The organism is Curtobacterium sp. AC268, assembly GCF_979258745.1.
In genome coordinates, this window is record NZ_OZ409878.1 from 822,792 (window position 1) to 848,738 (window position 25,947).

Genomic DNA, 25,947 nt, shown 5'->3' on the forward strand with positions numbered 1-25,947 from the left:
GCCCGGCCCTCCACAGCGGGCCGATTCCGGGGAACGCGGAGCCGCCCGCCGGGTAGCGTCGCTTCCGTGGCCACCGCAGACCGACCCCGCCGCCCGAAGATCGGGCGCATCCCGATCACCGAGCTCGCCCCGAGGACGCCGAACGGCTTCCCCGGCAAGGCATTCGACGGCGAGGTGATCACGTTCGGTGCAACCGTCTTCCGAGAAGGACACGGCATCATCGGCGCCGACCTCGTCCTCGAACGCCCAGACGGTGGAACCCGCACCGTCCCCATGACCCTCGGTGCCCCCGGCACCGACCGCTACGAAGCCACCGTGCAGGTCGACCACGTCGGCGTCTGGACCTGGCACGTCGAGTCGTACTCCGACGACTGGGCGAGCTGGCTGCACGGCGCACGCCTGAAGATCGCGGCCGGCGTCGACACCGAGGCGACCCTGCTCGACGGTGCCGTGCTGCTCGACCGGCTGGCCGAGGAGACCGACTCCCCCGCCGCCACCCGTGCCGCCGCACGCGTCCGTGACACCGACCTCGACCCGGCCGAACGCCTGGCCGCCGTCGACGACCCGCGCATCGTCGCCGAGGTCGAGGAAGCCCCGCTCACCTCGCTCCGCACCCACTCCGCCACCCAGCTGCTCGACGTCGAACGCACCCGCGCCGGCGTCGGCGCCTGGTACGAGTTCTTCCCCCGCTCGGAAGGCGCGAAGAAGAACCCCGACGGCTCCTGGAAGAGCGGCGACTTCCGCACCGCGGCCCGCCGCCTGCCCGCCGTCGCCCGGATGGGCTTCGACGTCATCTACCTGCCGCCGATCCACCCCATCGGCACCACCGCCCGCAAGGGGCCGAACAACACGCTCACGCCCGGGCCGAACGACCCCGGCAGCCCCTGGGCGATCGGCTCCCCCGAGGGCGGGCACGACGCGATCCACCCCGACCTCGGCACCGAGGACGACTTCCGCGACTTCGTCGAGACGGCGAAGAACACCGGCATGGAAGTCGCGCTCGACTTCGCGCTGCAGTGCTCCCCCGACCACCCCTGGGTCACCCAGCACCCCGAGTGGTTCACGCAGCGCGCCGACGGCTCCATCGCGACCGCCGAGAACCCGCCGAAGCGCTACCAGGACATCTACCCGATCCAGTTCGACACCGACCCCGAGGGCCTGGTCACCGAGGTCGAGCGTGTCCTGCGCCACTGGATCGCCTTCGGCATCCGGATCTTCCGCGTCGACAACCCGCACACCAAGCCACTCTGGTTCTGGGAACGCGTCATCCGTGAGATCCGCGACGAGCACCCCGACACCGTGTTCCTCGCCGAGGCGTTCACCCGCCCGGCGATGATGCGCGCGCTCGCCGAAGCCGGGTTCCAGCAGTCGTACTCGTACTTCACCTGGCGCAACACCAAGGACGAGATCGAGGACTACTTCACGGAGCTCTCGCACGAGACGAGCGACTACCTGCGCCCGAACCTCTTCGTGAACACCCCCGACATCCTCACCGAGTACCTGCAGTTCGGCGGCCGTGCCGGCTACAAGGTGCGTGCGGCGCTCGCCGCCACCGGTGCGCCGACGTGGGGCATGTACGCCGGGTACGAGCTCTTCGAGGACGTCGCCCGACCCGGCTCCGAAGAGAACATCGACAACGAGAAGTACGAGTACAAGCCGCGTGACTTCGCCCTGGCCGAGGCCGAGGGGGCTTCGCTGGCCCCGTACGTGACGATGCTCAACCGGTTCCGTGCGGCGCACCCTGCGCTCCGACAGCTGCGGAACCTGCACGTGCACGCCGCCGAGGACCCGGCGATCGTCGTCTACTCGAAGCACCTGTCGGGCGAGCACATCCGGTCAGGACGCCCCGACACCGTGATCGTGGTCGCCAACGTCGACCCGCACTCCGCCCGTGAGACCACCGTGCACCTGGACCTCGCCGCACTCGGTCTGCCGACCGAGGGCCTGTTCGACGTCCGTGACGTCGTGACCGGTCAGCGCTGGACCTGGGGCGCGTCGAACTACGTCCGCCTGGATGCGTTCCAGGAGCCCGTGCACCTGCTCGTCGTGGAAGGACCCCACCGATGACCCCCGAACCGACCGACCCCACGAAGCGCGGACCGGCCGTCCCGCCGGTGCCGCCTCCGCCGCCGGCCGTGCCGCGGTACGAACCGAAGGTCTCCGCGCCCGACGAAGACCTGCCCGGCGCCCCGCCGGTGCAGCGCGAGGCACCTGACCGCGGGGTGGCGGAGACCGCGACGCTCGCCGGGCACCCCGCCGACCCGTCGCACCCGCGGCAACCGCCCGTCGCGGCCGCCTCCGCGTCCGACGCCCCGACGGCACCGACGGGGGGCGCCGCCCCCGTGGTCCGCCCGGCCTCCGTCGAGGCTCCGGCCGCCCCCACCGCTGCTGCCTCGGCGCAGGCTGCTGCCTCGGCTCCCGCCGCCACCGGTACGGCCACGGATCCGCGTCCGGCTCCGATCGAGGACTGGCTGCGTCTGCAGGTGGCCGAGGGCCGCTGGTCCCAGCCGCACGACGTGCTCGGCCCGCACCCGGTCGACGGCGGCACGAGCGTCCGCGTCGTCCGGCACCTGGCCCGTGCGGTGCGGATCGTCCGCCCCGACGGCGACGACATCGAACTCACGCACGAGGGTGACGGGCTCTGGGCCGGCGCCACCGCCGAAACCCTCGGTCGCTACCGCGTCGAGTCGGAGTACGACTACGACGAGTCCACGGACGAGGACGACGCCACCTGGACCACCGACGACGCGTACCGGTTCGCCCCGACGCTCGGCGAGCTCGACCTGCACCTGTTCGGTGAGGGCCGTGACGAGCAGCTCTGGCACCACCTCGGCGCGCACGCCCGCACCGTCGACGGCGTCGACGGTGTCGCGTTCGCCGTCTGGGCACCCAGGGCGACCGCCGTCCGCGTGATCGGCGACTTCGAGGGCTGGGAAGGCCGCACCACCGCGATGCGCCGTCTGAGCGACCTCGGCGTCTGGGAACTGTTCTGGCCCGGCGCCGTCGTCGGCCAGCGCTACAAGTTCCAGATCCTCACCGACTCCGGGTGGGTGGAGCGGGCCGACCCGTTCGCCCGCGAAGCCGAGATCGCCCCGGCGACGGCCTCGGTCGTCACCGAGTCCACGTACACGTGGTCCGAGGGCGACGCCGCGTGGATGGAGCGCCGCGCGCAGACCACCACGCACGACGCCCCGATGAGCGTGTACGAGGTGCACCTCGGCTCGTGGCGCCCCGGCCTGTCGTACCGCGAGGTCGCCGACCAGCTCATCGGGCACATGGAGTACACCGGCTTCACCCACGTGGAGTTCCTGCCGCTCGCCGAGCACCCCTTCGGCGGCTCGTGGGGCTACCAGGTCACCGGGTACTACGCACCGACCGCGCGCTTCGGTTCGCCCGACGACCTGCGCTACCTGATCGACCGCCTGCACTCCGCGGGCATCGGCGTGATCATGGACTGGGTCCCCGGGCACTTCCCGAAGGACGAGTGGGCCCTCGGGCGCTTCGACGGCTACGCGCTGTTCGAACACCCGGACCCCCGCCGCGGCGAGCAGCTCGACTGGGGCACCTACGTGTTCGACTTCGGGCAGCCGCAGGTGCGCAACTTCCTGGTCGCGAACGCGCTGTACTGGTTCGAGGAGTTCCACATCGACGGCCTGCGGGTCGACGCGGTGGCCTCGATGCTGTACCTCGACTACTCCCGCACCGACTGGCTGCCGAACATCCACGGCGGCCGCGAGAACCTCGACGCGATCTCGTTCCTGCAGGAGACGAACGCGACGGCGTACAAGCGCTACCCCGGCATCGTGATGATCGCGGAGGAGAGCACCTCGTGGCCGGGCGTGACCCAACCGACGAGCGCCGGCGGGCTCGGCTTCGGCCAGAAGTGGAACATGGGCTGGATGCACGACTCGCTCGAGTACGTGCAGCGCGACCCCGCGTACCGCAGCTACCACCACGACGAGATCACGTTCTCGTTCGTCTACGCGTTCAGCGAGCAGTTCACGCTGCCGATCAGCCACGACGAGGTCGTGCACGGCAAGGGCTCCCTGTACGGCAAGATGCCCGGCGACGAGTGGCAGAAGCTCGCCAACGTGCGTGCCTACCTGGCGTTCATGTGGGCGCACCCCGGCAAGCAGCTGCTGTTCATGGGCCAGGAGTTCGCGCAGCCTGCCGAGTGGTCCGAGGCGAAGGGCCTCGACTGGTGGCTCCTCGACCAGCCCGGCCACCGCGGTGTGCAGGACCTCGTCGCGGAGCTCAACCGCGTCTACAAGGACTCCCCGGCGCTCTGGACGCACGACTCGACGGCCGACGGCTTCGAGTGGCTCGAGGGCGGCGACGCACCGCACTCGACCCTCGGGTTCCTGCGGAAGGACGGCGACGACCGGGTCGCAGTGTTCGTGAACTTCTCCGGTGTGCCGGTGGAGCGCCGCTTCGGGCTGCCGACCGCGGGCGAGTGGCATGAAGTGCTCAACACCGACGCGGCCGAGTACGGCGGTTCCGGGGTCGGCAACCTCGGCGTCGTCACGGCAGAGGACACCCCGTGGGCGGGCCGCCCGGCCTCGGCGCACCTCGTGGTCCCGCCGCTAGGTGCCGTCTGGCTGAAGCTGGCCCAGTAGCCCGGCCAGCGTCCGCGACGCGATCGACCGACGGACGGGAGGCCCGGTGCCAGCTGGCACCGGGCCTCCCGTCTGTCCGTTGCCGGGTCCACCGCGATGCGCGGGACGCCGTCGTGTCCGCGAGACGCCGTCGTGTCCTTGAGACACCCGGGAGACAACGAGACGCCGCCGTACCCGGCGGCGTCTCGGTGTGACGACGGCGTCTTCTTCGCCGCGCAGACCCTGCGGTCCTAGTACAGCGCGTTCGCCAGGCGGCGACGTGCCGCGACGACGCGCGGGTCCTCGCTGCCGATGAGCTCGAAGTACTCGACGAGCCGGACACGCAGGGCCTCGCGGTCCTCGCCGAACACCGTCGGCACGAGGTCGAGCAGACGCCCGAAGGCGTCGTCGACGTGCCCGCCGGAGATGTCGAGGTCGGCGACCGCCAGCTGTGCCTGGACGTCCTGCGGGACGGCGGCTGCTGCCGCACGGATCTCGTCGGCCGTCCGACCGTTGAGCCGGTCGAGCAGCGACACCTGTGCGAGTCCGGCGACGGCCATCTGGTCGTGCGGGTCCTGCAGGATCGCGGTCTTGTACTCCTCGACAGCGGTGGCGTAGTCGCCACGCTCGATCGCGTCGTACGCGGCCTGGTGGTGCGGCGGGAGCGGCTCCGGCTCCGGCTCGCCCTGCTCGGCGTCGGTGGGGGCTGCCGCGCCGTCGACGGTGACGCGACCGGTCACGCCGTTCTGCTCGGCGGCCTGGAGCACCTGCTCGTAGACGTCGCGGACCTGCGCCTCGGGCAGTGCCCCGACGAAGAGCCCGAGCGGGCGTCCGCCGATCACGGCGGCCACGGTCGGGATCGACTGCGCCTGGAACGCCTGCACGAGCTGCGGGTTCGTGTCGGCGTCCACCTTGGCGAGCACCACGCGGCCGTCGTACTCCGCGGTGAGCTGCTCGAGGATCGGCGAGAGCTGCTTGCACGGCCCGCACCACTCGGCCCAGATGTCCACGATGACCGGGACGACGGTCGACAGCTGCAGGACGTCCTGGAACGTCGCGTCGGTGACGTCGATCACGAGCGACGGGACGGTCAGGTCAGCGCCGTTCACGGCGTCGGCCTCGGTGCCGGGCGCGACACCGCCGGCAGCACCCGCCGGGGCCGGAGCACCGGACGGCTGGGGCGGCCGCTGTGCGCGGTCGACGAGGGACGACAGGTCCACGGCTCCGCGGAGCCCGGACGGGGTCGGGGGGATGTTGCTCATTGCACCTCACTCGCTGCGGTCAGGCCCTGTGTGAACCCGAGCAGGACCACTTTGCCATCCGAGGCGACCGGCGGCACGTAGAAGAGCAGCTGGACGCTGTAGGTCGCGCTGATGCCCTTCTTGCTCGTGTCCACGCCGGACAGTGCCTTGACGGCACCCTCGGTGTTCACCTCGGCGCCGGAGGCGGTCGGGGTCACCTTCTCGACCTCGTCCAGGTCGGCGGAGACCAGGGCACCGGCGTCGTCGGTCGCGATGGCGACGGCGGAGTCGGCGGGGACCTCGGACGAGTACTCGATCTTCGCCGTGTCCGGCAGGGCCTTGGCCTTCTTGTCCTTGTACGCCTTGCCGATGGTGGTGCGGAGCGCATCGCCCTCGGTCGCGAACAGGTCGGCGTACTCGCTGGCGGTGTCCTTCGACAGGATGTCGCCGTACGCGGTCGCGACCTGGTCGGGCTGGATCGTCAGGAGCTTCGACTCCGGCGCGAGCAGTGCGGCACCGATCGTCGTCGGCGCGAGGCTCGGGATCTTCGCGTCGGCCTCGAGCGAGACGTCGTACGCCACCTTGTACGGATCACGGGCGCTGTCCTGCACCAGGGTCAGGGCCTGCGGCGCCGACTTGGCGTCGCAGTCCTCGGCGACGATCGTGAAGACCGTGCGCGGCCAGCTGTCGGTCTGCTGCGGCAACGCGACGCACACCTGCGCAGCCGAGATCGCCGGGGGCGCCTTGACGTCCGCGTCCTTCGCGCGGATCGCGTAGTTCGCCTCGCGCAGTTCGAGCGCGGCACCCGTGAAACGGGTCCCGGCGAGCTTGCTGTCGCGGGCCTCGTCGGCCTGCTTCGCCACTGCGGCGGTGCGCTGCACGACACGGGTGATCTGCTGCTTGGTCGCAGCCGTCGGCTCGGTCGTCTCCGCAGCCCCCGTGGCAGTCGCCGTCGGGGTCGGCGTGGCGAGCGACGGGTCGCCACCCTGCGGCCAGTAGTCCGAGGAACAGCCGGCCAGGGTCAGGGCGCCGACGAGCAGCACCGGCACGCCGATCAACGCACGCGTGCCACGACGACCGCGACGCGGCACCTGGGCACCGGCGGCGGCGGCTCGACGGGAGGCACGCACTCGCGGCGGTCGGCTGCCCCCGCTGCGACGGCGGGGACCGCGGCCACGGCGCTGGTGCAGGAAGGCGAGGACGAGCAGCACGAGGCCTCCGAGGACGAACACGCCGCCGGCCACGAGCAGCGGACCGACCGCCGGCGTCGCGGTGTCCTGCGGCCAGGTGACGGACACGTCGCTGGGCGCTGCTGCCTTGCCGTCGCTGACGACCAGGACCGAGACGTCCTGCGGCAGGCGGACAGTGAACTGTCCGGCACCGTCGTACTCCTGGTACCAGAGGTCGCTGCCCTTGGGCGAGGGGACGCTGGTCTCGCTGCCCGTGGTCGACCCGACCAGCGAACCCTTCTCGGCGTCGAAGCGGAGGGTGGTGTGCTCGGCCTCACCGATCCAGGCGTCGACGTCGGCCGTCTTGCCGTAGGCCGCGAAGACCTTGCCGGAGCCGGACACGTTGATGCGCTGGTAGCCGGGGTTGGCGTTGAGGGTCGTCCCCGGGATCACCGTCACCGGGGCGGAACTGGTCGTCGAGCTCTCGGCCACGAGCGAGGACGGCGGCGCGAACACGGTCCGCTGTCCCACCGCCAGCGCCACGAGCAGCAGACCGATGACGAAACTGACGATCGCCAGGACGAATCGCACGAACTCTCTCCCTACCGCGCCGGGGTGGGGATGTCGGCGCGCGAATCAGCGACTCAGGATAGCGAGCAACGCTGGACAGTGCATCAATCCGCGCTGTCGCCGGACTCAGACGCCCCGCTCCGGCCCCCACTACAATCGACCGCGGGCCGAACCTGGCCCGCTGCCGACCCCAGGAGCGACACGTGGCGAACGACGAGGCCGAGTTCGGAACCGAGCTGCGCGGGTACCGCCGCGACGAGGTGGAGCGTTCGCTGAACGACCTGCGACGCGAGCTCATCAAGTCGAACAACGACCGCGCCGACGCCGCGAAGGAGATCCGTCTCCTGCAGGCCCGGGTCTCCGAGCTGCAGGGCGAGCTCGACGAAGCCGGCACCCCCACGTACAGCGGGCTCGGCACCCGCCTCGAGTCCACGCTGCGTGTGGCCGAGGAGCAGTCGACCCGGCTCATCAGCCAGGCGGACATCGACGCCCAGCGGCTCCGTGCCTCGAGCCGCACCGAAGCCGAGCGCACCGTCCGTGAAGCGCAGGAAGAAGCGCGCGACACCCTCGAGGACGCCCGCACCCGCGCCACCAACGAGCTCACCCGCGCCCGCGCCGAGGCAGCCGACACCGTCGAGCGCGCCCGCGCCGAAGCCGGTCTGCTCACGCAGGACGCCCGGAACGAAGCTGCCGCGATCCGCGGTGCCGCCGTGACCGAGGCCGCCGAGGTCCGCTCCATCGCCATCCGCGAGACGAACGCCCTGCGCGCCCAGGTCGAGCACGAGGTCGCCGAGCTGCGCGAGATCGCCCAGCGGGAGTCCGCCGAGGCCCGCACCGCCGCCGCCGAGCTCGACCGCGAGACCGAGCACCGCCGTACGGTCTTCGAGGCCGACCACACCCGTCGCACCGAGGACCTCGACCGCGAGGAGACGACCCGGCGTGAGGCCCTCGAGCGCGAGGTCAACGAGGGTCGTGCCGCCTGGCACCGTGAGCGTGACGAGGAGCAACAGGCACACGCGCTGGCCCTCGAGACCGGTCGCGCCGAACTCGAGTCCGAGGTCACGCGCCGCCGCGCCGAACTCGACAGCGAGGTCGCCGACCGCCGCCGCGAGCTCGACGAGGAACTCGCCGCCGCCCGCGCCCAGTGGGACCGCGAACTCGCCGCCGCCCGCACCGCACTGGAGCAGGAGATCGAGGCGGCCCGCGCGCAGCTCCGCGTCGACGAGGAACAGACCCGCGTCGAGAACGCCCGCCTGGTGCAGGAGACCGCCGACCGGATCGCCCGTGAGCTCGAGGAGCACGACGCCCGGATCGCGCAGGAGCGCGCGGAGGCCGATGCGGCAGCCGAACGTGCCCTGCGTGAGCACGAGAACGCCATCGCCGCCCGACGCGAGCGCGAGCACGCCGAGGTCGACACCGAGATCGCCGACCGCCGCACCGCCGAGCTCGGGGTGCTCGAGGCCGAGCGCACCGCCCTGCGGCAGGAGATCGACACCGCCCGCGCCGCCCTGGTGAAGGAGCGCGACGAGGTCCGCGCCGAGATCGCCCGGGAGCGCGACGAAGCCCGCACGACGCTCGAGTCGGAGCTCGCTTCCCGACGTGACGACGCCGAGCAGGACTACCTGCGGAAGCACCACGAGACGGTGACCGAGACGCAGAAGTACCTGGACGAGGCAAACCTGCAGCTCGCCGAGGCAACGCGTCGTGCGACCGAGGCCCGTGAACGCGCCGAGCGCCTGCAGCAGGAGGCCGACGACCTCGAGCGCACCAGCACGGCCGAGGCCCAGGAGCACGCGCGCACCATCGTCGCCGACGCGCAGGACCGGGTGCACCGCATGGTCGCCGACGCCGAGGAGCGCACCGCCGGCGTCATCGCCGAGGCCGAGGACCGCTTGGCAGCGATCCGGACCGAACGCGAAGCCGTCGCGGGGTACCTCGAGAACCTCCGCGGGGTCCTCACGAACGCCACGGGCCTGCTCGGCACGGCACCCGCCGCAGCGTCCGATGCGGACGCTGACGACGACGTGGACGCGACCGAACGCTGACGGTCCACTGCCCGGAGGCGCGACCCGCGCCTCCAGGCAATCCCACCTGGTGCAGGTGGCGGCCCGCAGGGCGTCGTGCGGACGTCGTCAGACGGGCCAGTGGGTCGGCAGCGGCGCGCTTCCCGGCACGACGAGGTCGGCGATCGCGTCGAGGACGATCCGCACGTACCGCTCCCCCACCCACAGGTGCTTCGCGCCCGCGACCGGCACGACCTGGACGTTCGGGGCGAGCGCGAACCGTGCCGCCGCGGCCTCGGGCCGCAGGAAGTCGTCGTGCTCCGGGACGAGCGCCACGACCGGGACACCGACGGCAGCCCAGCGTGCGAGTTCTTCGTCCGAGGTGCGGTGCAGCGGCGGGGACAGCAGGACGACCCCGGCGACCGTGCCGGCCTCGACGTGTTCGAGCGCGTGCTTGAGGATCACCTCGGTGCCGAAGGACCACCCCACCAGCCACGGGGTCGGCAGGCCGCGGTCGATGACCTCGGCGACGGCGGCTCGCAGGTCGAAGCCCTCGGACACACCCTCGCCGAAGACGCCCTCGGAGGTGCCGCGCGGCGACGAGACGGACCGGAAGTTGAACCGCAGCACCGCGATGTCGGCGAGGGCAGGCAACCGTGCGGCAGCCTTCTTGAGCACGTGTGAGTCCATGAACCCGTGCGCGGTCGGCAGCGGGTGGAGCGTGACGATGGTTCCGCGGGCCGAGGTGTCGGCAGGCTCGGCGAGCTCACCGACGAGCGTCAGGTGGTCGTCCGTGACGAGCTCGACCTCGGTGCGCCGGGCCGGCAGCTCGGTGGCGGACCGGATCTCGGTGTCGTGCGTCACGTCGTGCTCGGTCATGCGATGCTCCAGCAGTGGTTGTGCCAGTGCCGGCGCGACGCCAGGTCGGCGGCGTCTCCGAGCACGCCGTCCGCGCGCCAGACGACCACGTGGGCGGTGCCTGGCAGGACGCTTCCGCCGCACCCCGGGCAGATGTACTCCTTCTGCGCCGACGCGGCCGAGATCGGCTGTACCTGGTACTCGCGACCGTGACGGACCTCGGTGCGCTTCCACGAGCTCATCAGCCGGTCGAGGGTGGTCTCCTCGTCAGGCTCGACGTCGCGACCACGGGGACGCCGCGGTCGGTTGCTGCGCGGCACCCGAGCAGCCGATCAGTACCAGTTGTTGGCCTGGCTGTGCCCCCAGGCACCGCAGGGGGTGCCGTAGACGCCGGCGATGTAGTTGAGACCCCAGGTGATCTGCGTCGCCGGGTTGGTCTGCCAGTCGGCGCCGGCCGTGGCCATCTTGCTGCCGGGGAGGGCCTGCGGGATGCCGTACGCACCGCTGGGGTTGTAGGCGTTCACCCGCCAGCCGGATTCCTTGTTCCACAGCGAGACCAGGCAGTTGTACTGGTCGGTCCCCCAGCCACGCGCCGTGACCTGCTGCAGGGCGATCGCCTGCGCGCTGCCCGGGTCGGGCGTCGCGGCGGTGGCGGCGAGCGTGTTGGCGGCCGAGACCGGCTGGGTCTCGGTGGCCGCGGTGTCGTCGGTGGTCTCGGCGTCGGCCTCGTCCTCTTCGACGACGGGCTTGACGACCTTCGGCGCCGGGACGGTGACGTCGTAGCCGTCACGGTCGGCGGCGGCCACGGCGTAGGTGCCGTGCGCGGTGTACTGCTGCGGCGCCGGCGGCGTCTTCACGAGCACCGGGGTGTCGACCGCAGCCTGTGCCACGTCGGCCTGCAGCGGGTTGAACAGCGAGCCTCCGACGAACAGGAACACACCGACGAAGGACATCATCGGGGCGGTCGCGCGCTTGCGGGCCACGGCGTTCACCGACGAGGCGGCGGGCTTGCCGAGCTTCGGCGTCGCACGGCGCTGCACCGTCGCGGTGCGCTGCTTCGCGGGACGCTGGTCGGCGTCGACGAGGGCGTCGTGGGCGAAGGACGCCACACGTTCGTCGGACACACGGTTCGCCGCCACCGACTTCGGCGTGGCGACCGGACCCGTCGTCGCGGGCGCTGCCTGCGGGGTCACCCCGAATGCCGACGTCTCCGTCGTGCGGGTTCGCTGCATTGCCGCGCGGCGCTCACCGGAAGCCTGGAGGCTGAGGTGCTCGCGGGTATCGCGGTCGGAGCTTGAGTCTGCCGTGTGCCTGCCCATGAGTAGGACCAGGGTAACGGAACGATCACGGAAAGCGAAGCACCTGGGGACAGCGCGTCGTCATCGGACAGCGAGCATCACTTCGACGACGGCGTCGAGCAGCGCGTCGACCTGCGCCTCGCGGTACCCGCCGTGCTTCGGGCGGAAGACGATCGAGCGGACCTCGGTGAGGCTGAGCGGCTTGCCCTCGCGGAAGTACCCGGCGAGCCGGGCGGCGAACGCGTCGACGTCCTTCGGGTGGTAGCCGGTGCCGAGCACGCTGACCCGGCTGAAGCGCTGCCCGTCGGGCCGCTCGAGCCGCGCCACGACGTCGGATGCCTTCGTCCGCGCCTCGGCGTACCAGGCCTTCTTGCCGACCTCGCTCATCTCCCGCTCGCGCTCACGGGCCGCGAAGGCGTCCTCGAGTCGCTCGAGCGCAGCGTCGACGTGCGACGTGGAGTACCCGCCCTTGCGCATCGAGAAGGCCGTGGCGCGGATCTTCGCGGCCTCGATGCCGGGGGCACTGTCATCGGCGGAGTACGCGCGCCGGGCGTCCTCGAGGAAACGCTCGACCTCGTCGACGTCGTAACCGAGGGCGGAACGGGCTGCGGTCGGGAAGGTGGTGGCCACGGCGTCATTCTGCCAGTCCGGACCCGTGGCACAACCTGGACGCGCTGAGTGCGGCGTTCAGCCGACCCGAGCGCGGTCAGTGGTTGACGATGAGGTACAGCACGTAGGCGACCGCGGCGGACGGCAGGATGCTGTCGATGCGGTCGAGCAGGCCGCCGTGTCCGGGCAGGAACGACGAGATGTCCTTGATGCCGAGGTCGCGCTTGATCATCGACTCGGTCAGGTCGCCGAGCGTGGCCGAGCCTGAGATGAGCACACCGAGCAGGACACCCGTCCACCAGGGCAGCCCGAGCATGAACAGGGCCACCAGGACGCCGACGACGATGCTCGCCGCCACGGACCCGGCGAAGCCCTCCCACGTCTTCTTGGGGCTGATGCGGGGTGCCATCGGGTGCTTGCCGAGGTTCAGCCCGGTGGCGTACGCGCCGGTGTCGACCGCGACGACGACGAGGATGAACCCGATCACCCAGAGGTTGCCGTCCGGCTGGGCGGAGAGCAGCACGACGCAGGCGCCGAGCAGGGAGATGTAGGCCTGGACGAACAACCCGTTGGTGAGGTCACGGGCGACGCTGCCGGCCGGGGGCTTCTGCCGCGCAACGGCGACCTCGACCAGGCGCCAGACGCTGATCAGGACGATGCCGCCGAGCAGGGTGAACAGCGCCGCCACCTGCCCGACCAGGAACGCCGCCGGCACGATCGCGATCGCGACGGCGACGCTCGGGATCCGCGGGACGTCGCGCCCGGCGAACCGCATCGCGCTCGTCAGTTCGTAGACGCCGACGCCGAGCAGGAACGCCGCGACCACCATGAAGGACGGCGGCCAGAGGAGCAGCGTGCCGAGCATCACGACGGCGAACGCGAGCGCGATGCCGATCGCGGCCGGCAGGTTGCGCCCGGTCCGCGCGGTCAGCGCCTCGTTGCGCGCGCCGAAGTCGGCCTTGCGCTGGCGGAGCTGCGCCTCGAAGTCCGTGCGCGCCGCTCGTGCACGCGCATCGAAGTCCTGACGGAGCCCCTTCTTCACGGGCCCGCTCGACACGGGCCCGTGCTCTGCTGTGGGGCGGTCATCGCCCTGGTCGGAGCGACGCATCAGACCTCGAGGAGTTCGGCTTCCTTCTTCTTCAGCGACTCGTCGATCTGGTCGACGTGCTTCTTCGTCAGGGCCTCGAGGTCCTTGTCGCCGCGCGAGATCTCGTCGTCGGAGATCTCACCCTTGAGTGCGTCGAGGTCGTCCTTGGCCTTGCGGCGGATGTTCCGGACGACGACCTTGTGGTCTTCGCCCTTCGTCCGCACGAGCTTGACGAACTCCTTGCGGCGGTCCTTGGTGAGCTCCGGGATCGTCACGCGGACGATGTCGCCGTCGTTCGTCGGGCTGGCGCCGAGGTTCGGGAAGGTCGCGATCGCGCGCTCGATCTCCTTGAGCGCCGTCTTGTCGTACGGCGTCACGATGAGCGTGCGGGCCTCGGGCGTCTGCAGCGACGCGAGCTGCGCGAGCGGCGTCGGCGTGCCGTAGTACTCGACCGGGATCTTCTGGAAGAGCGCCGCGTTGATGCGGCCGGTGCGGACGGTCGAGAAGTCGTCCTTGGCGACCTCGACAGCCTTCGCCATCTTCTCGGTGGCTTCGGTCAGGACATCACTGATCACGGTGTTACTCCTTCGGTACTGGCGTCGAGTCTAGTCAGCGCGGGGGTCAGTTGCTGACGACGGTGCCGATGCGCTCGCCACGGATCGCGGCCTGGACGTTGCCCTCGCCCTCCATGCCGAAGACGTGCATCGGCATGCCGTTGTCCATGCAGAGCGAGAACGCGGTGGCGTCGACGACCTTGAGGCCCTTCAGCAGCGCGTCCTGGTAGGTCACGTGGTGCAGCTTCTCGGCCGAGGCGTCCTTCTTCGGGTCGGCGGTGTACACGCCGTCGACGCCGTTCTTGGCGACGAGGACCTCGTCCGCCTTGATCTCGAGCGCACGCTGCGCCGCGACCGTGTCGGTCGAGAAGTACGGCAGTCCGGCACCGGCGCCGAAGATGACGACCCGGCCCTTCTCGAGGTGCCGCTCGGCGCGCCGCGGGATGTACGGCTCGGCGACCTGGGTCATCGCGATGGCGGACTGCACGCGGGTCGCAGCTCCCGCCTGCTCGAGGAAGTCCTGCAGCGCGAGAGCGTTCATCACCGTGCCGAGCATGCCCATGTAGTCGGCGCGGCCGCGGTCCATGCCGCGCTGCGAGAGCTCGGCACCGCGGAAGAAGTTGCCCCCACCGACGACGATCGCGATCTCGACCTCGCGCGCGGCGACGGCGATCTCCTTGGCGATGGTGCCGATCACGTCGGGGTTCACCCCGAGGGAGCCGGCGCCGAACGCCTCTCCCGACAGCTTCAGCAGAACGCGGCGTCGTCCGGTCTTCTCGTCGGTCATCTGGTCCGCACCCTTCGTCGTGGTCTCGTGGAAATGTACTCGCGGCTGTGTCGCGCGCGTGCCGTGCCGGTGCGCGCGAAAAACGGGGCCAGGAACCTGGTTGGTTCCTGACCCCGTCACGGGTTCGTTACGCGCCGACCTTGACGCGGGCGAAGCCCTGGATCGTGATGCCGGCGTTCTCGGCGGCCTTCGCGACGGAGATCTTGTTGTCCTTCGCGTAGTCCTGGTCGAGGAGCGACACCTGCTTGATGTAGGCGTTCACCCGGCCCTCGACGATCTTCGGGAGCGCAGCCTCGGGCTTGCCCTCTTCGCGAGTGATCGCCTCGACGGTCGCACGCTCCTTCTCGATGGCCTCGGCCGGGACCTCGTCGCGGGTCAGGTACGTCGGGTTCGCGAACGCGACGTGCTGCGCGATCGAACGTGCCTCGGCGGCGTTGTCACCCTCGTACGCGATGACGACGGCGATCTGCGGCGGCAGGTCCTGGCTGGTCTTGTGCAGGTAGATCTCGAAGGCCGAGCCCTCGACACGGCGGACCGTGCGGACCTCGAGCTTCTCGCCCAGCGCGGCGGCCGACTCGTTGACGACCTCGAGGACGGTCTTGCCGTCCAGCGGTGCGGCGTTGGCGGCAGCGACGTCGGCGGCACCGGCAGCGGCGACCGCGCCCAGCACCTTGTCGGCGAGGGTCGTGAACTTCTCGTTCTTCGCGACGAAGTCGGTCTCGCTCGCGAGCTCGACGACCGTGGCGGCGCCGTTCTCGGAGGTCGCGACGACGACACCTTCGGAGGTGGCACGGTCGTCGCGCTTGGCGACGGCCTTGGCACCCTTGATGCGGAGCAGCTCGACGGCCTTGTCGTAGTCGCCGTCGGCCTCGACGAGCGCGTTCTTCGCGTCCATCATGCCGGCGCCGAGGTCCTCGCGGAGCTTCTTCACGTCAGCAGCGGTGAAGTTTGCCATTGACTGGAGTCCTTTCTGGACTGTACGTGTGTGGAGAGTGGAGTGCAGTCGGGGCGCCGGACCCGGTGGGGTCCGGCGCCCCGGCGACTCACTCGGCGGGGGTGGTCTCCGCGGCTGCCTCGGCCTCGGCCGTCGGCTCCGCGTTCTTCGCCTCGTCGGCGATCGGCTCGCCGATCTCCTTCGCGGCGACCTGCGCGTCAGCGTCGTTCTCCTCGACGGGGGCGGCGGGCGCCTCGGTCGTGGCGGCGGTCTCGCCACCGAGGAGCTCCTGCTCCCACTCGGCGAGGGGCTCGCTGGCCTCGTCCTCGTCGCCACCGTTGTGGCGGGTCTTCAGGCCCTCGGCCGCGGCGTCGGCGACGATGCGGGTCAGGAGGCCGACGGAGCGGATCGCGTCGTCGTTGCCCGGGATCGGGTACGTGATCTCGTCGGGGTCGCAGTTGGTGTCGAGGATGCCGATGATCGGGATACCGAGCTTCTGCGCCTCGTCGACGGCGAGGTGCTCCTTCTTGGTGTCGACGATCCAGAGCGCGCTCGGGGTCCGCGTGAGGTTGCGGATACCACCGAGGGTCTTGTGGAGCTTGTCCAGCTCGCGCTTCTTGATGAGGAGCTCCTTCTTGGTGAAGCCCTTCGTCGTGTCGTCGAAGTCGATCTCCTCGAGCTCCTTCATGCGCGCGAGGCGCTTGGAGACCGTCTGGAAGTTCGTGAGCAGACCGCCGAGCCAACGCTGGTTGACGTACGGCTGGCCGACGCGGGTCGCCTGCTCGGCGATGGAGCCCTGGGCCTGCTTCTTGGTGCCCACGAAGAGGATCGTGCCACCGTGCGCGACCGTCTCCTTGACGAAGTCGTACGCGCGGTCGATGAAGGCCAGCGACTGCTGCAGGTCGATGATGTGGATGCCCGAGCGCTCGGCGAGGATGAAGCGCTTCACCTTCGGGTTCCACCGACGGGTCTGGTGTCCGAAGTGGACGCCGCTGTCGAGCAGCTGGCGGATGGTGACGACGGCCATGTGCCGTCCTCCTTCTGTGTTCTCGGCGCGCAGCCGTGCTCTCGCACGTCGCTGCGGACCTGTTGCGGTTGTGTCGATCACGACCGTCGGTCGTGGTCCCTGGTGTCCTGGCACGCGACCGCCCGCTCGTGAGAGCGGGACCGGTGGTCGGGTACCGAGCCCGTGAGGGCTTGGTGGACACGCGAAGTCAGCGCGCATCAGCACGCTGCTGGATAGATGCTAACAGAAGGGAGGCCCGGATCACGCGCGCCTCGCGGCTGACGTGATCCGGGCCTCCTGTCCGGCGATCCGTGCGGAACGGACGCGGTGCGCGACCGGCCGATCAGGCCTTGGCGTCCACCGTGTCGCCGTCGGCGGAGATGCCCATCTCCTCGAGCGAGCGGCCCTTGGTCTCCGGGATCTTGGCGATGACGAAGAACAGCGACAGCAACGCGAACAGCGCGTAGATGCCGTAGGTGACCGTCAGGTTGAAGCCGGACAGCACCGGGAACGAGATCGTGACGATGAAGTTCGCGATCCAGTTGGCGGCCGAGCCGATGCCCAGCGCGGTGGCGCGGATGCGGTTCGGGAACATCTCGCCGAGCAGCACCCACATGAGCGGACCCCACGTGGCACCGAAGGACACCACGAAGAGGTTCGCGAAGATCAGCGCGATGACGCCCCACGAGCCGGGGAGGCTCGGGCTGCCGTCGACGATCGTCGCCTGCGAGAACGCGATGGCGACCATGGTGAGCGAGACGAACATGCCCGCCGAACCGGCGACGAGCAGCGGCTTGCGGCCGACCTTGTCGACCAGGAAGATCGCGATGAAGGTCACGGCGACGTTGACCACCGAGGTGATCGTGGAGATGAGGAACGAGTCCTCCTCCTTGAACCCGACGGCCTGCCAGAGCGTCGTCGAGTAGTAGAAGATCACGTTGATGCCGACGAACTGCTGCAGCACGGCCAGGATGATGCCCACCCAGACGATCGGCTGGAGCCCGAAGCGGTTGCCCCGGATGGAGCCCTTCTTCTCGTTGGCTTCCTTCTCGATGCCGTCCTGGATCTCCTCCAGACTCGTGTTCACGGTGTCGCGCGGGACGATCTTGCCCATCACCACGCGCGCGTCGTCAGCCCGACCCTTGGTGAGCAGGTAGCGCGGGGACTCCGGCAGCGTGATCGCCAGGACGCCGTAGACGACCGAGGGGATCACCCCGACCAGGAACATCCAGCGCCAGGCAGCGAGACCCCAGACCTCGGCCGAGGCGCTGCCCGCGGTGACGGCGAAGAGCTGGTCGGACAGGAGCGCGGCGAAGATACCGAGCGTGATCGCCAGCTGCTGGAACGAGGCCAGCCGCCCGCGGATCGCCTTCGGGGAGACCTCGGAGATGTACGCCGGTGCGATGACCGAGGCGGTACCGATGCCGAGACCGCCGACGAGACGCCAGATCACGAGGTCCCACGTCGCGAACGCGAACGCCGAACCGATCGAGGAGACGAAGAACAGCACGGCGGCCCAGAACATGATCCGGGTGCGGCCGTAGCGGTCGGCGAGGCGGCCGGCGAAGTAGGCGCCGAACGCACAGCCGATCAGGGCCGAGGCGACGGCGAAGCCGCTGGCCGCGTCGGAGAGGTTGAACTCGCCCTTGATCGCGTCGACGGCGCCGTTGATGACGGACGAGTCGAAGCCGAACAGGAAGCCACCGACCGCCGCCGCGATGGCGAACAGGGTGACCTTCCCCTTGAACGCACGGTCTCCGCCGTGCCCGGTGGTCGTGGTGGACACGATGCTCCTGGGTTCTGCCGCCGTGCCGGTGTGCAGCACGGTGCCCCGGCGGTCGGCTGGTTCGCCGTCCGAGCGGCGTTGCGTGTTCCGGAGCGGCCCCGACTGTACTCCTCGCTCAGGATCTGGTCATAACCGGGGCGTGATCGGGACGGCGCGCGGTCGGGCGGGCGCGTTCCTCCCCAGGCCTGGAGGCGCGACTCCCCCTCCACAGATCGCCCCCCGTCCGCCCCGTGGCCGGGTTCCACTGCCCAGGCTGGGGACATGCGATCGAGCGCACGTCCCGTCCTGCTGTCCGTGGTGTGCGCGGCGGTGCTGAGCGGGACGATGGTGTTCGGTGCCGCGCCGTCGACGGAAGCCGGGGCGTCGGTGGGCAGTGCGACCGAGCCGGGCCGGGTCGAGGCTCGCTGGGTCTGGCCCACCGGATCGCGGGTGGTCGAGCGCGCGTGGGAAGCACCGTCCTCGGACTACGCCGCCGGACACCGGGGCATCGACGTCCCGGCCGCCCTCGGCACCACTGCCTCGGCGGTGGACGACGGCACCGTGGCGTTCGCCGGCGCGGTCGGTGGCCGCACCGTCGTGACGATCGACCACGGCGACGGGCTGGTCAGCACGCTCGACTCGGTGACACCCCTGGTCGCCGCCGGGGACGAGGTCGTGCAGGGTGCTCCGGTCGGGCGTGTCTCGGTCGGGCACTGTCCGGAGTCCGCGCCGTGCCTGCACCTCGGTGCTCGGGTCGACGGTCGCTACGTCGACCCGATGGCGTACCTGCCACCGGCCGAGTGGCCGGTGCTGCTGCCCGAGTCGGCCTGGCCCGGGTGAACGGAGCCGACCGCGACCGGAACCGACCGGGAACCGACCGGAACCGGACCGGACGCACGTCGGCGCAGGGTCAGGCGCGCGGGTGCGCCGTCCGGTAGACCTCACGCAGCCGGGCCGACGACACGTGCGTGTAGATCTGCGTCGTCCCGAGGCTGGCGTGGCCGAGGAGTTCCTGCACCGCGCGCAGGTCCGCTCCCCCGTCGAGCAGGTGCGTCGCCGCGGTGTGCCGGAAGGTGTGCGGGCCGCTCGGGCCCTCGCCCGGCAGGTCACCGAGCAACCGGGCCACCACGCGGTAGGCACTGCGGACGCCGAGGCGGGCACCACGGTCGCCGAGGAACAGCGCCGTGCCTACGGGCCCCTCCGTCCGTGCGGCGAGTGCGGGCCGTCCGCGCTCGAGCCACGCCTCGAGTGCGTCCCGCGCCGGAACCCCGAACGGCACCACGCGTTCCTTGCCGCCCTTGCCGAGCACCCGCACGGTCAAGCGTCCGCGATCGACGTCGGTCACGTCGATCCCGACGAGTTCGCTGACCCGGATGGCCGCCGCGTAGAGGAGCTCGACGAGGGCCAGGTCCCGCAGCGCCGTCGGGTCGTCCGTCGCCGCCCGGCCCCCGAGTCCGTCGAGCAGGGCGCGCACCTGGTCGGCCGACACCACGCGAGGCAGGTGTGCCCCACCCTTCGGGGCGCGGAGCCGGACCCCGGCGTCGGACGCCGTCACCCCGGTCACGCTCGCCCAACGCGTGAACGCCCGCACGGACGAAGACCGCCGAGCGATGGTCGACCGGGCGAGCCCCCGGTGGTCGGCGTCCCACAGCCAGTCACGCAGGAGCTCGAGCTCGACGTCGGCGACGCGGTCGATGCCGCGACCGTCCGCGAACGCCACGAGCTGCTCGAGGTCGTTGGCGTACGCGCGGAGGGTCTGCTCGCTGAGGCCCCGCGCGTGCCGGGCGTGCCCGAGGAAGGCGTCCACCGCCACCACGAGTCGACCGTCCGTCCGCGCAACCACGACGCCAGCGTACGGCGACCGGACGTCATGCCCGACCCCACCCGCCGCCGCTGGCGACGACGAGTCCCTGCAGCTGTGCAAGCGCGAGCGCGTCGGCGACGTCGGACGTCGACATCCCGGCCCGGCGGGCGATCTCGGCCTCGGGCAGGGCGCGACGGCCGAGCGCGTCGAGCACCCGGAGCACCTCGGGGTCCTGCCTGCCGGACAGGAGCGGTTCGTCCGGCACCGCTCCCCCGCTGGTCCCGTTCGCGGGCCTCGCCGCCGCTGCCGGATCCCCGGGGTGGACGACGATCTGCGCCCGCCCCTGTGCGATGAGTCGATGGCACCCCACCGAGGCCGAGGACGCGAACGCTCCCGGCACCGCGAACACGGGCCGGCCGAGCTGTGCGGCGTGGTGGGCCGTGTTGAGCGCCCCGGATCGGGCGCCTGCTTCGACCACGACCGTGACGTCGGCCAGCGCAGCGATCAGGCGGTTCCGGGCGAGGAAGCGCCACCGCGTCGGTCGTGTCCCCGGTGCCGACTCGGCGAGCAACGCCCCCTGCCGAGCGACGTTGTGGAGCAACTGCGCGTTCCCCACCGGGTAGAGCTGGTCGATGCCGCCGGCCAGGACCGCCACGGTGGGCGTTCCGGCGGCGACGGCGACACGGTGCGCCACCGCGTCGATGCCGTAGGCACCCCCGCTCACGATGCGGCACCCGGCGTCCGCCGCCGTCGAGGTGATCTCCGCCGCGGCCTCGGCACCGGCCACCGTGTTCGCCCGGGACCCCACGACCCCGAGCGCCGGCATCCCGTCGCCGAGGTGCGCCCCTGAGCTGCGCGTCCAGAGGACCACCGGGGCGTGCGGCCCGAGGTCGTCCATCGCCGACGGCCACCCGTCGCTCCCGGGGACCAGCAGACCGGCTCCGACCGCACCGGCCGCCGCGAGCACGTCGCCCACCTCGACGGCGGCCAATCGGGGCCGCCACCGTTCCACCGCGGTCTGCAGCACCCCGAGCAGCACCGCGGGGTCCTCGGCGCCCGGCACCTCGGCGTCGACGCAGCATCCCAGTAGCGAATCGAAGTCCTTCTCAGCGGCGAGCAGCACCGCACCGAGCGCGCGCTCCGGTCCGAGTCCGGTGAGGAGCTCGCCGGCCACGGAGTCGCCCGGTTCGACGACGGCCGACCAGGCGACGCGGGCCGCGGCCTGCACCGGGTCGACCGCCGCACCGCTCGGCCCGAGCAGGCGCGCCACCGTGTCGAGGAGTTCCGTGCCTGCCGGCATCACAGCGCGCTCCGCAACGCGAGGGCGCCGCGGACGTGCGCACCCGTGGGCCGCTCGGCCGCGTCGAGGTCGGCGAGCGTCCACGCCAGTCGCATCACGCGGTCCCAGCCGCGCATCGTCAGGGTGCCGAGGTCGAGTGCGCGGTCGAGGTCTGCCGTCGAACCCGGTTCGATGCGCCCCTCGGCCCGGAGCCACGCCCCGGTGACCTCGGCGTTGCGCGACCATCCCGTCCCGTGCAGGCGCTCCGCCATCCGGGCGCGGGCTGCCGCGACCGCCGCACGCGCGACCGCCGTCGTCGGGGTGCTGCCGTCCGCGTCCCGCATCCGACCCGTCGTCACCCGGGGCACCAGGACCCGGATGTCCATCCGGTCGAGCAGTGGCCCCGACATCCGGCCGAGGTACCGGCGGACGGTGCTCGGCGAGCACTCGCACGGCTGCCCGTGCGCACCACCGGCGTTGCCGCACGGGCAGGGGTTCGCCGCCAGGACGACCTGGCAGCGTGCGGGGAACTCGGCTGCGCCCGCCGCACGGTGGATCGTGATCCGACCGGACTCGAGCGGCTGCCGGAGCGCGTCGAGCACGGCCCGCGGGAACTCCGGCGCCTCGTCGAGGAACAGGATGCCGCCGGTGGCGCGCGACACGGCTCCGGGGCGCAGGACCCCCGACCCGCCGCCGATGAGCGAGACCGCCGATGCGGAGTGGTGCGGGGCTTCCCACGGTGGCTTCGTGCTCCACGAGGCGGGACCCAGACCGGCGACGGACCGGACCGCGGCGACCTCGAGCGCGGTCTCGTCGTCCAGGTCGGGCAGCAACCCGGGCAGCCGCTCGGCGAGCATGGTCTTGCCCGCGCCCGGTGGCCCGAGCAGCAGTGCGTGGTGTCCCCCGGCCGCCGCGGCGATGAGCGCTCGGACGCCGACCGGGTTCCCCACGACGTCCGACAGCTCGGCCACGGGACGCGGCACCGACGTGACCGGGACCGGCAGCACCGGATCGACCTCGACCGCCGGCAGGAGCGCCCCGGCGTCGATCGCCGCCGCCCGCAACGAGTCCACGCCGCTGATCCGCACCCCACCGACCACGCGGGCCTCGGTCAGGTTGCCGACGGGCAGCACCACGCGGTCCGCACCGGCGTCGCGCGCGGCGACCAGCATCGGGATCACCCCGGGAACCGGACGCACCCGCCCGTCGAGGCCGAGCTCGCCGATGTAGACGATGCGCTCCGAGACGTCCGGCGCGAGACCGGCTCCGGCGAGCACGGCCATCGCGATGGCGAGGTCGAACCCCGAACCGCGCTTCGGGATCGCCGCCGGGGTCAGGTTCACGGTGATCCGGCGTGCGGGCAGCGGACACCCCGCGTTCGCCGCCGCGGATCGCACGCGTTCCCGTGCCTCTCCCAGTGAGGTGTCCGGCAGACCGATGATGCTGAACGCCGGGAGCTGACTGGTCAGGTGCGCTTCGACCTCGATGCGGCGACCGGTGACCCCGAGGAGCGCGACCGCGGCAGCGCGACCGATGCCCGTCACAGCACACCCGCCAGGTGCTCGACGACGGTGCGGGGACCGTCGACGTGGACCGCGACGACGTCCACCCGGACCGCGCGCGCCGAGACCTCGGGATGCGCGTCGAACCACTCGGGCACGAGTCGTCGCATCCGGGTGAGCTTCGCCGCCGTGATCGCCTCGAACGGGTGACCGGTGGCGGCACCGGAACGGGTCTTCACCTCGATGAAGGCGAGCGTGCAGGAATCCCACGCGACGATGTCGATCTCGCCGCGGGCACACCGCCAGTTCCGCTCGAGCACGCGGAATCCCCGCGCCTCGAGCCAGACCACCGCTCGTTCTTCACCGAATCGTCCGAGTCGACCGTTCCGGAGCGACCGCCCCGGTGGACGTTGCACGTCTTGTTCCATGTCGTTGCCTCCACGACAACGATCTCCGGAACGAACGCCCCGATCGGCGGAGTCGGAGAGTCTGTGGAATCAGCACGGCCGAATTGCCCTCTGTGGAGGAAAGAAGAAGGACCCGGGCGATCGAGATCACCCGGGTCCTGCTGCGACGAGCGTCAGTGCGCTGCTGCGTAGGCTTCCTGCACCTGCGTCGAGATGCGGCCGCGGGACGAGACCTCGTACCCGTTCTCCTTGGCCCACTCGCGGATCTTGCCGAGCTCTTCCGAGTTGCCACGCTTCGGGGCGGACTTCGGGGCGGAACCGCCGCCGGTGCGACGACCGGAGACCTTGCGCGCTGCGGCGATGTAATCAGAGATCGCCTCGCGGAACTTGTCGACGTTGTCGTTCGACAGGTCGATCTCGTACGACGAGCCGTCGAACGCGAATTCGACCGTCCGACCTTCACCGGTGGTGATGGGGGAATCGTCGAGGTCGTCGACGAGCTGGACGGTGACCTTCTGTGCCATGGGGTGCTCCTGTTCGTGGGGCGGTTATATCCCCATCAGAATAGCGCGAACAATTCACCGCCGGTCCGGATCAGCGGCGATTCACCCAGAAAGAAGCAGAAGAAAGTAAATTGACGATCACTCGTCGAGTGCGAGTTCCTTCGGCAGTTCGAGTTCCCGCGTCGTGAGTTCCTCGACATTCACGTCCTTGAACGTGAGTACCCGGACACCCTTGACGAACCGGTCGGAACGGTAGACGTCCCAGACCCAGACGTCGTTCATCGTCAGTTCGAAGTAGAAGTCGTGCTCCGTGTCACGGCGCACGAGTTCGACCTCGTTCGCCAGGTAGAAACGGCGCTCCGTCTCGACCACGTAACGGAACTGCGACACCACGTCTCGGTACTCGCGGTACAGGGCCAGCTCGACCTCGCGGTCGTAGTCGTCGAATTCGTCCTCATCCATTGCGCCCACAGTCTACGGCGACCCAGGCCCGAGCGGACGACGGACTCAACCCGCGACGGCGTCGAGTTCGTCGAAGCCGTCCAGTGCGACGCTCGAGGCCTGGTGCAACCAGGACTTCCGGTGCAGCGCGTGCGCCCCGATCGTCCGGATCGCATCGTAGTGCGCCGTCGACCCGTAGCCCTTGTTCGACACCCACCCGTAGTGCGGAGCCTCGTCGTGCGCCGAGATCATGAGCGCGTCACGGGCGACCTTCGCCACCACCGACGCCGCGGCCACCGAGGCACAGTCGCGGTCGGCCTTGACCCGGACGACGACCTCGAGCGGATCGGCGGCCGGACGGAGCGACGCGGGCAGGGCGCGGCTCAACCAGTCGAACGAGCCGTCGAGCACCACCACGGCGCCGTCGAGCGACACCCCGTCGGCGACCAGGGAGCCGAGCGCCTGCGCACCCGCTGCGCCGAGGGCGGGGACGATGCCCTGCTGGTCGACGAAGTCCGCCGATGCCATGCCGACCGCGGTGCGTGCCCAGCGCTGCACGACGGGCACGAGGTCGGTGCGGCGCGCTTCGGAGAGCAGTTTGGAATCAGCGAGTCCCTGGGGCACACGACCGATGTCGAGCGTCACCGCGGCCGCACCGACGCCGACCGGACCGGCGATGGCGCCACGGCCGACCTCGTCCATGCCGATGACCGTCACGCGGCCCTCGGCGAGCAGACGTTTCTCGAGCCGGAGCGACGGACGGACGGCGGTCACTCGTCGCGCTCCTCCACCCCGGCGAACACCTCGGGGTGGTCGTCGAGCCACGTCCAGCGGCTCGCCGGCCAGGAGATGACGAACGCGCGGCCCGTGACGTCGGACATCGGGACGAAGCCCTTCGACGGGGTGTCCCCGTTGTACCGGGAGTCCTTCGAGTCGTTCCGGTTGTCGCCCATCACCCAGATGGTGCCCTTCGGCACGGTGACCGAGAAGTCGGTCGCCGAGGCCGGGGCGCCGGCGGGGAGTTTCAGGTACGGCTCCTTGATCGGCACACCGTTCACCGACATCTGTCCGAGGTCGTTGCAGCAGGACACCTTGTCACCGGGCAGACCGATGACGCGCTTGATCAGGTGGTCGTCGCTGTCGCCGGTGCCGAGACCGACCTGGGTCAGGGCCCAGTCGATGGCCTTGGCGGGCTGGGTGTCCGGCGTGACGCTCGGCACCTCGGAGCCGGTGAGCCAGCCGCCCGGGTCCTTGAACACGACGACGTCTCCCCGCTTCAGCGCCACGGCGCCGGGCACGAGCTCGTTGACGATCACCCGGTCGTTGATCTGCAGCGTGTTCTCCATCGACGCCGACGGGATGTAGAACGACCGGATCAGGAACGTCTTGACCAGGAACGACACGAGCAGTGCCGCGATGAAGATGATGACGAGGTCGCGGAGGAATGTGAGGACACCGTTCCGTTGCTTCTCGGCACGTGGCCTGCGCCCGGAATCCTCTGTCGTGTCCGTCATTTCCGCTCTCGTTCGAACCAC

The 25,947-nt window shown here is 71.0% G+C and carries 24 protein-coding genes; 4 read left to right on the plus strand and 20 right to left on the minus strand.

Translation table 11 applies throughout. From position 1 onward, the window contains the following. Positions 1-66 precede the first annotated feature (66 nt). Together ACZZ9K_RS03855 and glgB are read left to right on the plus strand one after the other, a co-directional pair. Positions 67-2,067 carry an alpha-1,4-glucan--maltose-1-phosphate maltosyltransferase gene (locus tag ACZZ9K_RS03855; protein WP_463443363.1) on the plus strand — a complete coding sequence of 667 codons (2,001 nt, stop codon included), beginning with the start codon at positions 67-69 and terminating at the stop codon, positions 2,065-2,067. Next, the gene (gene glgB / locus ACZZ9K_RS03860; protein WP_463443364.1) at positions 2,064-4,616 is read left to right on the plus strand and encodes a 1,4-alpha-glucan branching protein GlgB; all 2,553 of its coding nucleotides are present in this window, start codon (positions 2,064-2,066) and stop codon (positions 4,614-4,616) included. Before ACZZ9K_RS03855 ends, glgB begins: the two co-directional genes overlap by 4 nt. Positions 4,617-4,846: 230 nt before the next feature. On the opposite strand, the gene ACZZ9K_RS03865 is transcribed toward glgB, so the two are convergent. Next, positions 4,847-5,857 (minus strand): tetratricopeptide repeat protein, encoded by a 1,011-nt coding sequence (locus ACZZ9K_RS03865; protein ID WP_463443365.1) that lies wholly within the window; start codon positions 5,855-5,857, stop codon positions 4,847-4,849. Continuing rightward, complete coding sequence (locus tag ACZZ9K_RS03870; protein ID WP_138803661.1) at positions 5,854-7,596, minus strand: hypothetical protein; 1,743 nt, start codon at positions 7,594-7,596, stop codon at positions 5,854-5,856. The genes ACZZ9K_RS03865 and ACZZ9K_RS03870 overlap by 4 nt, the downstream gene beginning before the upstream one ends. 182 nt (positions 7,597-7,778) lie before the next feature. Here ACZZ9K_RS03870 and ACZZ9K_RS03875 point away from each other — a divergent pair, with 182 nt between their 5' ends. After that, the gene (locus ACZZ9K_RS03875; protein WP_463443366.1) at positions 7,779-9,620 is read left to right on the plus strand and encodes a coiled-coil domain-containing protein; all 1,842 of its coding nucleotides are present in this window, start codon (positions 7,779-7,781) and stop codon (positions 9,618-9,620) included. An 87-nt stretch (positions 9,621-9,707) separates the two neighbouring features. Here ACZZ9K_RS03875 and ACZZ9K_RS03880 read toward each other — a convergent pair whose 3' ends face one another. The 10 genes from ACZZ9K_RS03880 to ACZZ9K_RS03925 all read right to left on the minus strand — a co-directional run bounded on the left by ACZZ9K_RS03880 (position 9,708) and on the right by ACZZ9K_RS03925 (position 18,497). Next, positions 9,708-10,457, minus strand: coding sequence for an alpha/beta hydrolase (locus ACZZ9K_RS03880; RefSeq protein ID WP_463443367.1), 750 nt, complete (start codon positions 10,455-10,457; stop codon positions 9,708-9,710). Then, positions 10,454-10,756: a hypothetical protein gene (locus tag ACZZ9K_RS03885; protein WP_110863985.1), complete on the minus strand. Its 303-nt coding sequence runs from the start codon at positions 10,754-10,756 to the stop codon at positions 10,454-10,456. Before ACZZ9K_RS03885 ends, ACZZ9K_RS03880 begins: the two co-directional genes overlap by 4 nt. Positions 10,757-10,768: 12 nt before the next feature. After that, on the minus strand, positions 10,769-11,629 hold the full coding sequence (locus ACZZ9K_RS03890) for an aggregation-promoting factor C-terminal-like domain-containing protein (RefSeq protein WP_463443368.1): 861 nt from the start codon (positions 11,627-11,629) through the stop codon (positions 10,769-10,771). Between the two features lie 186 nt (positions 11,630-11,815). Then, positions 11,816-12,364, minus strand: a complete 549-nt coding sequence (locus ACZZ9K_RS03895; RefSeq protein WP_071406375.1) for a DivIVA domain-containing protein — start codon at positions 12,362-12,364, stop codon at positions 11,816-11,818. Positions 12,365-12,440: 76 nt separating this feature from the next. Beyond that, entirely contained in the window at positions 12,441-13,400 is a 960-nt protein-coding gene (locus ACZZ9K_RS03900; protein ID WP_260678881.1) for a phosphatidate cytidylyltransferase, read from the minus strand. 50 nt (positions 13,401-13,450) lie between these two features. Next, positions 13,451-14,005, minus strand: a complete 555-nt coding sequence (gene frr, locus ACZZ9K_RS03905; protein WP_027465871.1) for a ribosome recycling factor — start codon at positions 14,003-14,005, stop codon at positions 13,451-13,453. 46 nt (positions 14,006-14,051) lie between these two features. After that, the gene (gene pyrH, locus ACZZ9K_RS03910; RefSeq protein ID WP_027465872.1) at positions 14,052-14,771 is read right to left on the minus strand and encodes a UMP kinase; all 720 of its coding nucleotides are present in this window, start codon (positions 14,769-14,771) and stop codon (positions 14,052-14,054) included. Between the two features lie 127 nt (positions 14,772-14,898). Further along, on the minus strand, positions 14,899-15,726 hold the full coding sequence (gene tsf, locus ACZZ9K_RS03915; RefSeq protein ID WP_027465873.1) for a translation elongation factor Ts: 828 nt from the start codon (positions 15,724-15,726) through the stop codon (positions 14,899-14,901). An 88-nt stretch (positions 15,727-15,814) separates the two neighbouring features. Continuing rightward, on the minus strand, positions 15,815-16,732 hold the full coding sequence (gene rpsB, locus ACZZ9K_RS03920; protein ID WP_027465874.1) for a 30S ribosomal protein S2: 918 nt from the start codon (positions 16,730-16,732) through the stop codon (positions 15,815-15,817). Positions 16,733-17,054: 322 nt separating this feature from the next. Continuing rightward, positions 17,055-18,497, minus strand: coding sequence for a sugar porter family MFS transporter (locus ACZZ9K_RS03925; protein WP_463443369.1), 1,443 nt, complete (start codon positions 18,495-18,497; stop codon positions 17,055-17,057). 261 nt (positions 18,498-18,758) lie between these two features. Between ACZZ9K_RS03925 and ACZZ9K_RS03930 the strand changes: the two genes are divergently transcribed. Next, positions 18,759-19,316, plus strand: a complete 558-nt coding sequence (locus ACZZ9K_RS03930; protein ID WP_463443370.1) for a murein hydrolase activator EnvC family protein — start codon at positions 18,759-18,761, stop codon at positions 19,314-19,316. 70 nt (positions 19,317-19,386) lie between these two features. Here ACZZ9K_RS03930 and ACZZ9K_RS03935 read toward each other — a convergent pair whose 3' ends face one another. From ACZZ9K_RS03935 to lepB, 8 genes are all read right to left on the minus strand, one after another. After that, on the minus strand, positions 19,387-20,319 hold the full coding sequence (locus ACZZ9K_RS03935) for a tyrosine recombinase XerC (RefSeq protein ID WP_463443371.1): 933 nt from the start codon (positions 20,317-20,319) through the stop codon (positions 19,387-19,389). Between the two features lie 25 nt (positions 20,320-20,344). After that, positions 20,345-21,580 (minus strand): DNA-processing protein DprA, encoded by a 1,236-nt coding sequence (dprA, locus tag ACZZ9K_RS03940; RefSeq protein ID WP_463443372.1) that lies wholly within the window; start codon positions 21,578-21,580, stop codon positions 20,345-20,347. Next, positions 21,580-23,103 (minus strand): YifB family Mg chelatase-like AAA ATPase, encoded by a 1,524-nt coding sequence (locus ACZZ9K_RS03945; protein WP_138803668.1) that lies wholly within the window; start codon positions 23,101-23,103, stop codon positions 21,580-21,582. The genes dprA and ACZZ9K_RS03945 overlap by 1 nt, the downstream gene beginning before the upstream one ends. After that, a complete protein-coding gene (locus ACZZ9K_RS03950) occupies positions 23,100-23,477 on the minus strand; it encodes a YraN family protein (RefSeq protein ID WP_035808666.1) in 378 nt (125 codons plus the stop codon). The genes ACZZ9K_RS03945 and ACZZ9K_RS03950 overlap by 4 nt, the downstream gene beginning before the upstream one ends. 164 nt (positions 23,478-23,641) lie before the next feature. Further along, complete coding sequence (locus ACZZ9K_RS03955; RefSeq protein WP_017888250.1) at positions 23,642-23,992, minus strand: histone-like nucleoid-structuring protein Lsr2; 351 nt, start codon at positions 23,990-23,992, stop codon at positions 23,642-23,644. Between the two features lie 117 nt (positions 23,993-24,109). After that, entirely contained in the window at positions 24,110-24,433 is a 324-nt protein-coding gene (locus ACZZ9K_RS03960) for a DUF2469 family protein (RefSeq protein ID WP_017888251.1), read from the minus strand. Between the two features lie 45 nt (positions 24,434-24,478). Then, positions 24,479-25,186 carry a ribonuclease HII gene (locus ACZZ9K_RS03965; protein ID WP_463443373.1) on the minus strand — a complete coding sequence of 236 codons (708 nt, stop codon included), beginning with the start codon at positions 25,184-25,186 and terminating at the stop codon, positions 24,479-24,481. Continuing rightward, positions 25,183-25,926, minus strand: a complete 744-nt coding sequence (gene lepB / locus ACZZ9K_RS03970; protein ID WP_027465880.1) for a signal peptidase I — start codon at positions 25,924-25,926, stop codon at positions 25,183-25,185. The genes ACZZ9K_RS03965 and lepB overlap by 4 nt, the downstream gene beginning before the upstream one ends. Positions 25,927-25,947: the final 21 nt, after the last annotated feature.

Excerpts from the sequence above, each read along its gene's own strand:
- ACZZ9K_RS03960 (WP_017888251.1), bottom strand. The coding sequence starts at position 24,433 with ATGGATGAGGACGAATTCGACGACTACGACCGCGAGGTCGAGCTGGCC.
- pyrH (WP_027465872.1), bottom strand. The coding sequence starts at position 14,771 with ATGACCGACGAGAAGACCGGACGACGCCGCGTTCTGCTGAAGCTGTCG.
- ACZZ9K_RS03955 (WP_017888250.1), bottom strand. The coding sequence starts at position 23,992 with ATGGCACAGAAGGTCACCGTCCAGCTCGTCGACGACCTCGACGATTCC.
- dprA (WP_463443372.1), bottom strand. The coding sequence starts at position 21,580 with ATGCCGGCAGGCACGGAACTCCTCGACACGGTGGCGCGCCTGCTCGGG.
- ACZZ9K_RS03930 (WP_463443370.1), top strand. The coding sequence starts at position 18,759 with ATGCGATCGAGCGCACGTCCCGTCCTGCTGTCCGTGGTGTGCGCGGCG.
- glgB (WP_463443364.1), top strand. The coding sequence starts at position 2,064 with ATGACCCCCGAACCGACCGACCCCACGAAGCGCGGACCGGCCGTCCCG.
- ACZZ9K_RS03865 (WP_463443365.1), bottom strand. The coding sequence starts at position 5,857 with ATGAGCAACATCCCCCCGACCCCGTCCGGGCTCCGCGGAGCCGTGGAC.
- lepB (WP_027465880.1), bottom strand. The coding sequence starts at position 25,926 with ATGACGGACACGACAGAGGATTCCGGGCGCAGGCCACGTGCCGAGAAG.
- ACZZ9K_RS03880 (WP_463443367.1), bottom strand. The coding sequence starts at position 10,457 with ATGACCGAGCACGACGTGACGCACGACACCGAGATCCGGTCCGCCACC.
- rpsB (WP_027465874.1), bottom strand. The coding sequence starts at position 16,732 with ATGGCCGTCGTCACCATCCGCCAGCTGCTCGACAGCGGCGTCCACTTC.
- tsf (WP_027465873.1), bottom strand. The coding sequence starts at position 15,726 with ATGGCAAACTTCACCGCTGCTGACGTGAAGAAGCTCCGCGAGGACCTC.